The organism is Veillonella parvula (assembly GCF_047241225.1).
Classification (GTDB): Bacteria; Bacillota; Negativicutes; order Veillonellales; family Veillonellaceae; genus Veillonella; species Veillonella parvula_O.
Genome location: NZ_JBKTIE010000001.1, coordinates 452,433 through 466,503, shown reverse-complemented (window position 1 = coordinate 466,503; position 14,071 = coordinate 452,433). Strand labels below are relative to the sequence as shown.

Annotated in this window: 9 protein-coding genes; 2 read left to right on the top strand and 7 right to left on the bottom strand. The window is 37.9% G+C overall.

The genetic code is table 11. The features are described 5' to 3' along the window. The first annotated feature begins 73 nt into the window (after window positions 1-73). Window positions 74-1,303: an aminopeptidase gene (locus ACLRYO_RS02130; RefSeq protein ID WP_120054805.1), complete on the top strand. Its 1,230-nt coding sequence runs from the start codon at window positions 74-76 to the stop codon at window positions 1,301-1,303. A gap of 160 nt (window positions 1,304-1,463) precedes the next feature. Here the strand turns inward: ACLRYO_RS02130 and ACLRYO_RS02125 are convergent, their stop codons facing one another. The 3 genes from ACLRYO_RS02125 to ACLRYO_RS02115 form a co-directional block, all read right to left on the bottom strand. Further along, window positions 1,464-1,943 carry a deoxycytidylate deaminase gene (locus ACLRYO_RS02125; RefSeq protein ID WP_004695896.1) on the bottom strand — a complete coding sequence of 160 codons (480 nt, stop codon included), beginning with the start codon at window positions 1,941-1,943 and terminating at the stop codon, window positions 1,464-1,466. A 75-nt stretch (window positions 1,944-2,018) separates the two neighbouring features. Next, window positions 2,019-4,487: a leucine--tRNA ligase gene (leuS, locus tag ACLRYO_RS02120; protein ID WP_120054806.1), complete on the bottom strand. Its 2,469-nt coding sequence runs from the start codon at window positions 4,485-4,487 to the stop codon at window positions 2,019-2,021. Between the two features lie 90 nt (window positions 4,488-4,577). Beyond that, a complete protein-coding gene (locus ACLRYO_RS02115; RefSeq protein ID WP_060919823.1) occupies window positions 4,578-6,260 on the bottom strand; it encodes a glycosyl hydrolase family 18 protein in 1,683 nt (560 codons plus the stop codon). Window positions 6,261-6,417: 157 nt separating this feature from the next. On the opposite strand from ACLRYO_RS02115, the gene lgt reads away from it, so the two are divergent. Next, entirely contained in the window at window positions 6,418-7,242 is an 825-nt protein-coding gene (gene lgt / locus ACLRYO_RS02110) for a prolipoprotein diacylglyceryl transferase (protein WP_008713970.1), read from the top strand. Window positions 7,243-7,350: 108 nt separating this feature from the next. On the opposite strand, the gene trmFO is transcribed toward lgt, so the two are convergent. The 4 genes from trmFO to ACLRYO_RS02090 all read right to left on the bottom strand — a co-directional run bounded on the left by trmFO (window position 7,351) and on the right by ACLRYO_RS02090 (window position 14,061). Further along, the gene (gene trmFO / locus ACLRYO_RS02105; protein ID WP_413084649.1) at window positions 7,351-8,667 is read right to left on the bottom strand and encodes a methylenetetrahydrofolate--tRNA-(uracil(54)-C(5))-methyltransferase (FADH(2)-oxidizing) TrmFO; all 1,317 of its coding nucleotides are present in this window, start codon (window positions 8,665-8,667) and stop codon (window positions 7,351-7,353) included. Further along, window positions 8,660-11,032 (bottom strand): type I DNA topoisomerase, encoded by a 2,373-nt coding sequence (gene topA, locus ACLRYO_RS02100; RefSeq protein WP_278451628.1) that lies wholly within the window; start codon window positions 11,030-11,032, stop codon window positions 8,660-8,662. The genes trmFO and topA overlap by 8 nt, the downstream gene beginning before the upstream one ends. Then, window positions 11,022-12,248, bottom strand: a complete 1,227-nt coding sequence (gene dprA / locus ACLRYO_RS02095; protein WP_077708447.1) for a DNA-processing protein DprA — start codon at window positions 12,246-12,248, stop codon at window positions 11,022-11,024. Before dprA ends, topA begins: the two co-directional genes overlap by 11 nt. A gap of 106 nt (window positions 12,249-12,354) precedes the next feature. Continuing rightward, window positions 12,355-14,061 carry a YifB family Mg chelatase-like AAA ATPase gene (locus tag ACLRYO_RS02090; RefSeq protein ID WP_077708448.1) on the bottom strand — a complete coding sequence of 569 codons (1,707 nt, stop codon included), beginning with the start codon at window positions 14,059-14,061 and terminating at the stop codon, window positions 12,355-12,357. Window positions 14,062-14,071 lie beyond the last annotated feature (10 nt).

The window sequence follows — 14,071 nt, the reverse complement described above, 5'->3', positions numbered from 1 at the left end:
AAACTCCTACCGTTGACTCTATTGGTCACACCAGCAGGAGTTTCATAATTGATGTCGAATATAAGGAGATACAATGAATCAAGAAACATTAAAAAAATATGCACATACCTTGTTAAAATATGGCGTAAATTTACAAGAAGATCAAACTCTTGTTATTTCTGTAGATGTGGAAAACAAAGACTTTGCAGTTATCGTCACAGAAGAAGCATATGAATTAGGTGCCAAAGAGGTTGTCCTCAACTGGAGATGTTCTCCAATCGCTCGTCAACGTTTATTACATGCTAAGGAATCTGTATTAGAAAGACCGGCTAACTGGATTCCTGAATTCTACAAGCAATACATCGATGATAAAGCCGCTTTCTTATCTTTGATTAGTGCGAACCCAAAAGCGTTAGAAGGTATTCCAACAAATCGTATTTCACTACAATCGCGTAACTTAAATAAAGCTTTATCCTTCTACCATACAGCGATTATGAACTCCTCTGTTACATGGTGCGTTGCTTCTGTACCAACTGTTCTATGGGCAGATTTACTTGGCTATGAAGGTACAGATGAAGAGAAAATTGAACAACTATGGACTACCCTATTAAAACTTTGCCGTATTGAAGGTGTAGAACCGAAAGACACATATCGTCATCACATGGCAAAATTGCGTCACCGCTGTGAAGCATTGAATAAATTTGACTTAAAGGCATTGCGGTATACTTGTGAAAATGGTACTGACCTCTTATTAGAATTACCAGAAGGTCATATATGGCTAGGTGGTGAAGAATCTTCAAAAGATGGCACTATTTTTAATGCCAATATTCCTACAGAGGAAGTTTTCTCCGCACCCCAATATAATGGTGTTAATGGTATTGTATACAGCACAAAACCTTTAATTTACCAGGGTAATACTATTTCTGATTTCTCCTTTACTTTCAAAGAAGGTAAAATCGTTGATTATACTGCAAAAGAAGGTTATGAAGTATTAAAAGAGTTAATAGAAACCGATGAAGGTTCCCTCTACCTCGGCGAAGTTGCTTTGGTGGACCACTTCAGCCCAATTAGCCAATCTAACCAAATTTTCTACGAAACATTGTTTGATGAAAATGCATCCTGCCATTTAGCGATTGGTGCATCTTATCCTACATGCCTCAAAGATAGTGATGGTTTATCTGAAGAAGAATTAAAAGAACGTGGCCTTAACTACTCCTTAACACATGTAGACTTTATGATTGGTCATGAACATATGAATATTAAAGGCTACACTCGTGACGGTCAAGAAGTAGACATTATGATTGATGGCCATTTACAAGTATAAACATGACTACAGTGTAATCCTACATTGGATGATAGTAAAAACTGTACGTTCAATCTAACGGATCTGGTTGATATCAATTTATAATAGAAAACTACATATAAAAGAACCCCTATATACGCTTGTATATAGGGGTTCTTATAAGTGGTAAAAAATTATTATATCACAATGTAATATTCAATGTGCGGCCTGTAGATTTGTATTCAATAATGTCTACACCTGCGGTTTTCAACATCCGTTTGGATGCTTTTACTTCTTTTGTATCCTTATAGAGATCATCGCGATAGATAACGGCTTTAATACCACTTTGAATGATGGCTTTCGCACATTCATTACATGGGAAAAGCGTTACATATATTTTAGAGCCCTCTAGAGAACCGCCACGATAATTTAAGATTGCATTGAGTTCGCTATGTACAGTATAGAAATATTTGTTATCATCAGCTGTATCACGTTCCCATGTGAAATCATCATCACTGCAATTCAAAGGCATACCATTATAACCAATGGACAAGATTTTATTATCATTACTAACAATACATGCACCAACTTGTGTATTTGGATCCTTAGAACGTTGTGCTGCCAAAATGGCAACACCCATGAAGTATTCATCCCAGGAAATATAATCGCTACGTTTTGCCATAATTACCTCACTTAAAATAAGCCCCCTTCTACCTATGTAGTTGGGGGCTTACAATATTAAACAAATAGAATATCCTTATTTAACAACGATATTTACAAGTTTACCAGGTACGTAAATAACTTTTACGATATTCTTACCTTCTATAAATTCTTGAACACGGCTAGATTCTTTGGCCAATGTTTCTAATTCTTCTTTTGTAATATTTACGGAAACAGTAAGTTTATCACGAACTTTACCATTTACTTGCAAGACTACTTCTACTTCGTCTACAACGAGAGCAGATTCTTCATATACAGGCCATTTTTCTGTGTGAATGGATGTAGTTTCACCCAATTCATGCCACAATTCTTCTGTAATATGAGGCACAAATGGCGCTAAAAGAAGCAATAAGGAATGTGTCAATTCATTAGCTAATGCACTATTGATTGTTTCTGCTTTATCCTTATGAGCATACATAGCATTTACAAGTTCCATGATGGCAGAAATCGCTGTATTAAAGTTGAAATTATTATCTAAGTCTTCCGTAACCTTTTTGATAACACGGTGTAATTCACGACGCAATCCGAATTCGTCTTTTGTAAGATCACCAGTTACATTTTTCTTAGCCTCTTCGTTGTACGCATCAACAATACGCCATACACGGCCTAAGAAACGATAGGAACCTTCAACACCTTGGTCAGACCAATCAAGGTCACGATCTACAGGCGCTGCGAATAGAATAAACAAGCGAGCAGTATCTGCACCATAAGTATTGATAATTTCTTCAGGAGAAACTACATTACCTTTAGATTTAGACATTTTACTGCCTTCTTTAAGAACCATACCTTGTGTCAACAAGCCACGGAATGGTTCATTTGCATCGATAAGGCCTAAATCGTGAATAACTTTCACAAAGAATCGAGAGTACAATAAATGCAAGATAGCATGTTCAATACCGCCGATATATTGGTCAACATTCATCCAGTAATTAGCAATTTTTTTATCGAATGGAGCTTGGTCGTTTTTAGCGTCTGTATAACGCAAGAAGTACCAAGAGGAATCGATAAATGTGTCCATCGTGTCTGTTTCACGACGTGCAGGGCCACCACATTTAGGACATGTAGTATTTAAGAAGCTTTCAGATGTAGCCAATGGAGATACAGCACCAGATTCAAATTTAACATCCTCTGGCAAGCGTACTGGCAACTCTTCTTCAGGAACGAGTTGTTCACCACAAGTTTCACAGTATACTACAGGAATTGGCACGCCCCAGTAACGTTGACGAGAAATCAACCAGTCACGAAGACGGAAGTTTACCTTACCTTCACCAATGCCGCGTTCATTAAGAGCTGCCGTGATATTTTTACGAGCCTCTTCAGATGTTTGGCCATTATATTCACCAGAGTTAACGAGGATACCATCTTCATGATACCATTCTTGCCATTTTTCAAGGCTGTATTCTTCACCTTCACGAGTTACGACTTGTTTAATAGGCAAATCATATTTATGAGCAAATTCCCAGTCGCGTTCATCATGTGCAGGGGAACCCATTACAGCACCAGTACCATAGTCTACCAATACATAGTTTGCAATCCACACAGGAACTTGTTCGCCAGACATTGGGTTTACTGCATAAGACCCAGTAAACATACCTTCTTTAGGTGCCTCTGTAGATGTACGGTCGATATCGCTCATATTGCGCATACGTGTAATGAAAGCTTCTAATTCAGTTTTATTAGGAGCATTTTCAATGAGGCGTTCCACATATGGATGTTCAGGAGCCAATACTATATAGCTTACGCCGTAAATAGTATCAACACGTGTAGTATACACAGATACGCGTTCATTGATGGATGGCACTTCAAAGGAAAATTCTGTACCTTCAGAACGACCAATCCAGTTCTTTTGCATCAACTTAACACGTTGTGGCCAATGATCTAGAGTATCTAAATCAGCTAACAAGCGATCCGCATATTCAGTGATGCGTAAAAACCATTGTGACAAATCTTTTTTCTCAACAGGGTTATCACAGCGCCAACAAGCACCATCGATAACTTGTTCATTTGCCAATACAGTATGACAAGTTTCACACCAGTTTACTTTTGCTTCCTTTTTATAGGCTAAGCCTTTTTTATAAAACTGTTCAAAAAACCATTGAGTCCATTTATAGTAATCTTCTTTACATGTTGCTACTTCGCGGTCCCAATCATAGGACAAACCAAGTGCTTTTTGTTGCAATTTCATGTTCTCGATGTTATCAAGAGTCCATGTTTTAGGTGCTATGCCATGTTTAATCGCCGCGTTTTCAGCAGGCATACCAAAGGAGTCCCAGCCCATTGGATGCAACACGTTGAAGCCCTTCATTTTTTTGAAACGAGCTACTACGTCACCGATGGAATAGTTACGCACGTGACCCATGTGTAAGTTACCAGATGGGTACGGGAACATTTCTAATACATAGTATTTTTCTTTAGATTCATCATATTCTGTTTTAAATGTATGGTTATCTTCCCAATACTGTTGCCACTTTTTTTCAATATCTTGGGCTACATACTTTTCGTTCATGTAGGGGCCTCCTCATATGGTCAACCTCATAGGTTGCCATTTTATAATTAATATTTTTATTTTACTACGTACTGTAAAAGCAGTCAAACACTAGCGTTTTACGACTTGAATAGTTTTTATTAAATCATTTTTAGGGCTTGTATTTTGATCAGAACTATGACTAGTATATAAATCATTTTGCTCTTTAACAGTTTGTTTATTGTGTTCTTTTCTAGCTTTAGCCTCTTCTTCTAAGCGTTTTTTCTCAGCTTTTACTTTTTCAACTTCTTCTTTTGCTTTGCGTTTAGCAGCTTCTTTCTCTTCTTTAGCTTTCCGTTTTGCTTCCGCTTTAGCTGCTTTTTCTTTTTCTTTTTCTTCTAAGCGTAATTTGTATTGTTCAAGCTTTGTTAATGGTTTAGCTTCTTGAACTACAGGTTCAGGAACAACTGCTGTAGGAGATTTAGGAATACCACGTCCTAAGTCTTTTTCTTGAATCATAGTAATCGTAGAAATATCTTCAAACCCTTTACGCCATGCTGCAAACCCACCAAGGTGTAATTCTTTTACCAGATCAAGTTTTAAGCCTAACGATGTATTATCTTCAAACCAAATACGATCTGAACCAGAAGCTGTTGGAATAGATAAATAGTATAACTTTAATCGATCGTCCCAAGTCATTTTATCTCTGTAATTAGCAAAGTAATTACTTGTATTCTTCATAGCCAATGTCTCGCTTTTTGCATAACCATTCGTTTCATGCCATAAGCGCATATAGAATGGTACGCCTAATATTAACTTTTGAGAAGGAACTTCAGATAGCATTCTTTCTGTATGGCTACGGACCCAAGGATAACTTGCAACAGGACCTGCAGTAGTACTCTTAGCCCAAGTTTCGTCATACGCCATAAGAACTACATAATCTACTGTATCTGCCAAAGCTTTACGGTTATACACTAATGACCATTCTGGACTATCAGAATAGCCAGTCACATCGATAGAAGTTTTAATATTATACTGATGTAAATGATTAGACAAATATGCTACAAATGTTGTTAAACGATCACGATCAGCATAATTAATGTTTTCAAAGTCAAAGTTATAACCATCAAACCCATATATATAGGCATATTGAACAAGGTTATGAGCAAATTTCTTCCATACCGATTGATCCGACAAAATACCACTTGTAAAATTAGAGTCAAACCGATTAGTAATTAACGGCCAAATATGATAGCCTTTATCCTTATACGCTTTCACATAATCAATATTTACATTTGAACTTGCTTCTAAACCTAAGCTATGCAATTTAAACCAACTTGGAGAAATAATATTATCACCACTCGTATTGAGTTTTGCCTGATACGGAATTCCCTCTGTTGTCCATGGATCAAAAGCCCAAGCCAATGGTGTTTGCAATGTATAAGGTGCTTTCACCGTAGATGCTTCTGGTGCAGGTCCTAAAATAAGTTGACCATTATTTTTTGTATAACTAACACCCAGCATAGCTGGCTCAGACTCAATATCTACATAGGATATACCATCTTTTTTGGTAATGGGCAATTTAACAGGTTCACCTACGGCTGCAGGATTTAAAATAACCGTATCACCTTGTAATTCACTTTGTGGAATATATACTGTATATGCTGTTTTATATTGATTTGCTTCGTAATGACGTGTAGTAGTGGCTAAAAATTGATCTAATGGTACCAATACCTCTGCTTGTACGATTGTACTAGATAATGCAGACATTACTAAAGCTGTTAATGATTTTATAATAGTAGATTTACGAATCATGTACTCTCCTAATTCTAGGTCCCATACTGGGATACAATACCAATCTCTATATTATACCATATTATATATAGTTCATCTCTTTTCTTGCATGAAGGATATATGTAATTTATAATTTAATTTATGTACTAATAAAAAATTATCACATAAGGAGTTTTGTATGCATCAATATTTATTTTTCATAGGGGACTTCCCTATTAGAGCCTATGGTACCATGTTAGCTTTGGCTATCATTTGTGGTGCCTCTGTTGCCTATGTACTTTTGAAAAAGGATGGCCGCGGTTGGCATGAACACATCATCGACTTTTCCATTACTGTAGCCGTAGCTGGTCTCATCGGTGCTCGTCTATGGGACGTATTCTTCTTTGATTGGGATTATTACGGTAATCATTTATTAGAAATTCCCTTTGTTTGGCAAGGAGGTATGGCCATTCAAGGTGGCGTGGTACTAGGCACAATTGCTGGCTATTGGTATCTTCGTAAAAACAAAATTGACTTTTGGGCTTTTGCCGATTTATTTGCCCCTGCATTGATTTTAGCTCAATCGGTAGGCCGTATGGCAAACCTTTTAAACGGTGATGCTTTCGGTCATCCTACGGGTGGTAATTATGGTATTATCTATCCTGAAAGTACCCTTGCCTATCGCACCTACGGTAATCAGCCGCTTTGGCCTGCCGAAGTATGGGAAGGTCAAATTGATATTCTCATCTTTGTAGCCCTTCTATTATTTGGATCTTTCAAACATGCTAAGGGCCAAGTGTTCGTACTATATGCCATTCTCTATTCTACGGCTCGCTTCTTCTTAGAGTTCTTACGTGGCGATTACGTAAACTTAACGCTAGGTTTAAAATCTGCTCAAATGACGAGTTTAATAGCCATCATTGTAGGTATCTGTGTATTCATTTATCTAGGCTATCTTGAAAAGAAAAATCAAGCTGTTATAGTAGCTACAGAATCAACAACAAAAACTAAAAAACGTAAATAATAAATACAAAAATACTTAACAAAAAAGTCCTACACTCATGGGTTTTACCTATGAATGTAGGACTTTTACTATTTTTTGAAATAAAACTATTTCTTAAAAGGCTATTTCTTATAAATTTTCTTTAGCTTTTAGAGCATCCAGTTCTTCTAAAGCACGATTTGCAATCAGTGCATTTTTTTCTTTTTTCTTGCGTACTTTTTGAGGCCATGGATCCATGATACCAAAGTTGACGTTCATTGGTTGGAAATTTGAACCTTCGTAGTTAGAAATATAGTGACTAAGGGAACCGATAGCCGTCGTCTTAGGAAATTCAATAAATGGTTGTTCCTCTAAGTAACGGTCTACTTGTAGGCCTACCATTAGACCACTAGCAGCAGATTCTAAATAACCTTCAACTCCAGTCATTTGACCAGCAAAGAATAAACGCGGTTCCTTTTTAAGCTGGAATGCATGATTCAATAACTCAGGAGAATTGATATATGTATTGCGATGCATAACACCATAACGAATGAAATCGGCATTTTCAAGGCCTGGAATCATACCGAATACACGCTTTTGCTCGCCCCATTTTAAATGAGTTTGAAAGCCTACCAAGTTAAACATGGTGCCTTCCTTATTTTCCTTACGCAATTGTACCACTGCGTAAGATTCCTCATTGGTACGTTTATCCACTAAGCCTACAGGCTTTAATGGTCCATAACGTAATGTATCTTCACCACGGCTCGCCATGATTTCTACGGGCATACAGCCTTCAAAGTAGATTTCTTTTTCAAAATCCTTTGGCTGTACGGCTTCAGCTGTTGTAAGCTCATGCCAGAACGCTTTATATTCCTCTTCTGTCATAGGACAGTTAAGATAATCCGCATCGCCTTTGTCATAACGAGAAGCAGCAAAAACTTTATCGTAGTTTAAAGATTCAGCCGTTACGATAGGTGCAGCAGCATCGTAGAAGTAAAAGCCTGTTTCACCAGTTAAGGCTTTAATCTTATCTCCTAATGCTTCAGACGTAAGTGGACCAGAAGCAAAGATAACAGTTCCCTCTGTAGGAATCTCAGTTACCTCTTCGTGATGAACTGTAATATTAGGATGGCTCTTTACCTTCTTAGTCACCATTTCACTAAATAAATGACGATCAACAGCTAATGCACCACCGGCAGGTACAGCAGTTGCATCGGCACATTCCATAATGATAGAACCTAAACGACGCATTTCTTCTTTCAAAAGGCCTACCGCATTTTCAATATTACCAGCGCGCAACGAGTTACTACATACGAGCTCTGCAAATTGATCTGTTTGGTGCGCCGGAGAACTCTTCACAGGGCGCATTTCATATAAGTCTACATGAATACCACGGTTAGCAAGTTGCCAAGCCGCTTCGGAGCCTGCAAGGCCTGCACCAATAACAATAACATTTTTATTATTCAATTGTAATTTCCTCTTTTTTAGCTTTACTAGACTTTTTAGATTCTTTTACAGGTTCTTCACTAGCTTCGCTCTTTTTCTTTCTTGTTTTCTTTGGTGGTCGAGTCGGACAAGTTTCATTGGAACAGAACTTTTTAACTGTACCATTTTTATATGTCTTTTCAACCATTATAGAACCACATGTTTCACAGAAATCATGGGTTGGTTTATCCCATAGTGTAAAGTCACATTGTGGGTATCGATTACAGCCATAGAAAATGCGTCCACGACGAGACTTACGTTCTACGATTTCCCCTTCTTTACATTTAGGACACGTTACCCCAGTTCCCACTGTAATAGGTTTTGTGTTTTTACATTCTGGAAAATTAGAGCATGCTAAGAACTTACCATAGCGACCAAATTTATATACCATTGGACTATGACAAAGTTCACATATCTCATCGCTTTCCATAGATGCAATTTCAATGCGGTCTACATCACTTGCATCTTCTAGTTCTTGCGCAAAGACCTCGTAGAAATCAGATAATACTTTTACATACGTATCCTTACCAGATGCGATAGCATCAAGTTCTTCTTCTAAATCACGGGTAAAGCCAGTATTGATGATTTTTTCAAAATATGTAATCAAGAAGTCTACCACTACAAAGCCTAGCTCAGTAGGCACGAATTGTTTATTCGTATTTTCCACATAGTTACGGCTTACGATAGTATCTAGAATTGGTGCGTATGTACTAGGGCGACCAATGCCAAGTTCTTCTAATGTCTTGATAAGACTCGCCTCGGAGTAACGTGGAGGTGGTTGTGTAAAATGTTGTTCAGGCAATACCTCTACCGTATGGGCAGCATCATTCTTTTTCAGAGCTGGCAATTGAGGTGCATCCTCTTTTTTCACATCTTCATAAACGGCACTGAAACCTGGGAAGATAACACGAGAGCCAGTTGCTTTAAAGGTATAGTCATCTTTAACATTCAACTCAATCGTTGTGGATTCATTTTGTTGAGGCGCCATTTGGCTCGCCATAAAACGATTCCAAATCAACGTATATAGCTTAAGTTCATCGCGACTCAAGAATGGTTCCACCATTTTAGGTGTTAACTCGAGAGATGTAGGACGAATCGCCTCATGCGCATCTTGTGCAGAACCTTTAGAACCGTACACATTTGGTTTAGATGGATAATATTCCTCCCCATAGTTACGAAGAATAAAGTCCTTAGCCATAACTTGCATCTCTTTAGAAATACGCGTAGAGTCTGTACGCATGTACGTAATCAAACCTACGTGGCCATAGGAGCCAATTTCTAAACCTTCATATAAATGTTGGGCAATCATCATCGTACGCTTAGCACCAAAGTTCAATTTACGCACACCATCTTGTTGCAACGTAGATGTTGTAAACGGAGGTGCCGCTTTACGAGAACGTTTGCGCTTTTCAATATTTGTCACTACTGCATCTTCACCGCCAATAGCATCAACCACCGCTTGTGCATCGCTTTCAGTAGTAATATCGATTTTCTCGCCTTTAATATGTGTCAACTCCGCTGTGAAAGATTCTTTTTTAGGTGTTTCAAAATTACCTTTAATGGTCCAATATTCTTGTGGTTCGAAGGCTTGGATTTCGCGCTCTCGTTCACAGATGAGTCGAACTGCTACAGATTGTACACGACCAGCGCTGAGACCCTTACATACTTTTTTCCAAAGTAATGGACTCAATTTATAGCCTACGATACGATCTAATACACGGCGCGCTTGTTGAGCATCTACCATATTCATATCGATGGTACGTGGAGCCTCCAAAGCCTCTGCTACGGCATTTTTAGTGATTTCATTAAACGTAATACGACATGTAGACTTAGGATCTACATTGAGAATGTACGCTAAGTGCCAAGAAATGGCTTCCCCTTCGCGGTCAGGGTCAGTTGCAAGCAATACGGCACTGCTTTCATCAGCATAGGAAACGAGTTCATCTATAACCTTTTTACGAGTTACAAGATTGCTGTAGCGCGGTGTAAAGCCATGCTCTATATCGATGCCCATTTGAGATTTAGGCAAGTCTCGTAGATGGCCCATACTTGCTTTTACCACATAGTTAGGACCTAAGAATTTTTCAATTGTTTTAGATTTAGCAGGAGATTCTACAATAACCAAGACTTTGCCGTTCGGATTATATACGCGAGGTTCCCGTTGCTCCGGTGGCACAGAAGTTTGTAGTACAGATTTATCCCGTACAATCCCCATTGGAGTAAGGGCTTCTTTAGTAACCTTACGCTTTATAGTAGTACTCTCTTTCTTAGTATTTTTCTTTTCTGTATCTTTACTAGTACTAGCTGCTTTCGGCTCGCCAATAACGATAGATCGTTTAATGGACAAGTATATCACTCCTAGTCATATTAATATAGCCTCTCGGCGGATGATTCTCTATAGCCCCTTCCATTTCTAATGTTAGTAATAAGGGCTGTAGTTGTTGTAATGGAATACGAGTCGCTTTCAAAATATCACTAACCGTAATACATCGATCATGAGGTATTTCATTCAATATTACACTCCTATCCACATTAAAGCTTAACATAGAGCACCCTTTTCTATCAACACTTTGACTATGATTCCCTATTTGAACGCTAGCTTTTACGCCTTTATTACCTTTATTATTTGTTGGTAAAAGTTTATGTTCACTAGAAAAATATTCCCGCATTGTTAAATGGTATTGTTCAACTATATCCTCATAACCAGTAAGTACATATGCACCATTTTTCATTAAGAATTTATTTCCATCTGCTGTATGGTCTAATAGATTACATGGTACCACAAATACATCTCGACCTTCACTAACCGCCATATCTGCCGTAATCAAAGAACCACTACTAGACTTGGCCTCCACTACGATAACACCTCTGCATAATCCACTAATGATACGATTCCGTGCTGGGAAATGTTTTGCGGACGGCGGTGTACCTGGCGGGTATTCGGAGAGAAGTAACCCATTATTTTGTAATATACGATCAAATAATTTTGCATTTTCTCGAGGATAGGTAATATCTAAACCACATCCCATAACAATGATTCCATACCCCTGACTAGCCAGAAGGCCTTCATGACCATGTGAGTCTATACCACGCGCCCCACCACTAACAATAATGGTACTATATTTACCTAATTCCTTGCCGAGCATTCTCGCCACATTCCGACCATATAAGGAGCAACTCCTTGCTCCAACAATAGCAATACGATTTAAGCGTCCATCTAAGAGTGCCCGATTACCTCTCATAAATAAAATGGCTGGCGGATTATATATATGATTTAAAATAGACGGAAAGTCTTTGTCTAAAAAGGTAGTAAAATCCATCTGGTATTCGTCTACTTTATGGATAATATACTCTAATTTTTCATCTTTAGCCGATGCTGAAATGGCACGTTTATCAGATGCAGAAATATATGTATAAGATTTTAAGTTTTCTACATTCTTAATAGCTTGCCACGCATCATAAGGGGATCCAAAATCCTCTATAAAACGCCTTACATATGTGGCTCCAACATTGTATAAGCTTTGTAATCCTGCAATATAAATATTGTCATCGTATCTAATCATATAAACACCTAGTAATTCTTTCTAAGTATATAATCATTAATTTTATATAGAATCAAACAACTACTTTTGGCAAATAAACAACTACTAAATTTATGAGATAATTACTTTATTTGCCAGTTCTAAATAACATTGCTTCAGAAATATGATGTGGTTCTACTTTTGGATTTTCTTCTAAATCAGCAATTGTACGAGCCACCTTTAATATGCGATCAAAAGCTCGCCCACTTAAATGAAAATGGTCAAATATATTGCCTAAAACACTCCAAGCCTTATCTGTAATATTGCATAGTTCACTAATTGCCTTATGGGGAACTGCTCCATTCGAATTAAAGTCAAAACCTTCATATCGTTTCTGTTGCATAGCAGTGGCCATGATAACTTGTTGTCTCATACTTTCACTCGTCATATTTGAAGATGATGTATCTAACAGCTGTTCAAGGGTCGGTCTCTCAACGGGAATATGCAAATCAATACGATCCATAATCGGCCCTGATAACCGTTGCTGATAGTTTTTAACCATCGTTTCTGTACAGACACATTCCTTATAAGGATCATGGTAATACCCACAAGGACAAGGATTGGCCGCAAGAATACAAATAAAATTAGCTGGATATATATAATTTCCTTGAGACCGATTTATAGTAATCGTTCTAGACTCTAAAGGCTGTCGTAATGCATCGATTACTTGGCGTTGAAACTCAGGCGCTTCATCCATAAATAATACGCCTCCATGAGCTAATGTTACCTCTCCAGGACGTCCCTGTATCCCTCCACCGACCATACTAGCCAAAGTTGCCGTATGATGAGGATGTCTAAAAGGTCTAGATTTCACTAGCCCATTATCACCTAGTAAACCTATTACATCTTGTATACGACTCACTTCAACAATTTCATTCCAAGTCATAGGAGGCAATATGGTCGGCAATCGTTCGGCCATCATCGTTTTACCCCCACCTGGAGGCCCTATCATAATACAATGATGATGACCTGCAGCACTGATGAGCATGGCTCGTTTGCCTAACTCTTGACCTTGTACATCGCCAAAATCAACTGTATATGGTTGATTAGTCTTTATAGTTATACTTTCATCCGTAACAGACGTATCAACACAATTATTACTAATCATAGTTACTTGTGGTTTACTGATTGTATCTAGATTTTCATTGCTTCCGGTTAATGGCATAGACTCTAAAGGCCCTAGAATTGATTTATTGGCATTGTGTTTATCTACTTTTCCTTTTTTGATACTTATTTGTTTATTTTTATCAACTACCTTTGGCTTAATTTGTTCCTCTAAAATAGTAATAATTTCTTGTAGTGATGATCCACCATATATAGTTAAATTAGGAATAGACTGTAGCACTTTACTATTTTCAATACTTGTATAAATTTTTGAATAATTAGCATCTAATCCTGCTAGCGACATAGCTAGAGTCCCAAAGGTCGGTAATAACGAACCATCTAACGCTAACTCTCCCATAAACAAACTCTTATCAAATAAAGCCGAAATTTTAGCTTTACGCCCATTTATCTGTCCTGATGCAAGCAGAACCCCTAAAGCGATTGCTAAATCGAGCCCAGCGCTACTTTTACGAATTGTAGCCGGGGCTAAATTGACTACGATGCGTCTCATTGGAAATTCGTATCCACTATTTTTAATGGCCGCTCGCACTCGTTCACGAGCCTCTTTAACAGATTGATTAGGTAGTCCAACGATATCAAAGACCGGCAAACCTTGTGATATATCAACCTCTACAGTAATGATACATCCATCAATGCCGTGTAAGGTGGCTCCATTTAATTTTGCGTACATAAACTGACCT

Coding starts and splice junctions, on each gene's coding strand:
- ACLRYO_RS02090 (WP_077708448.1), bottom strand. CDS start 14,061: ATGTACGCAAAATTAAATGGAGCCACCTTACACGGCATTGATGGATGT.
- dprA (WP_077708447.1), bottom strand. CDS start 12,248: ATGATTAGATACGATGACAATATTTATATTGCAGGATTACAAAGCTTA.
- ACLRYO_RS02130 (WP_120054805.1), top strand. CDS start 74: ATGAATCAAGAAACATTAAAAAAATATGCACATACCTTGTTAAAATAT.
- ACLRYO_RS02115 (WP_060919823.1), bottom strand. CDS start 6,260: ATGATTCGTAAATCTACTATTATAAAATCATTAACAGCTTTAGTAATG.
- lgt (WP_008713970.1), top strand. CDS start 6,418: ATGCATCAATATTTATTTTTCATAGGGGACTTCCCTATTAGAGCCTAT.
- leuS (WP_120054806.1), bottom strand. CDS start 4,487: ATGAACGAAAAGTATGTAGCCCAAGATATTGAAAAAAAGTGGCAACAG.
- ACLRYO_RS02125 (WP_004695896.1), bottom strand. CDS start 1,943: ATGGCAAAACGTAGCGATTATATTTCCTGGGATGAATACTTCATGGGT.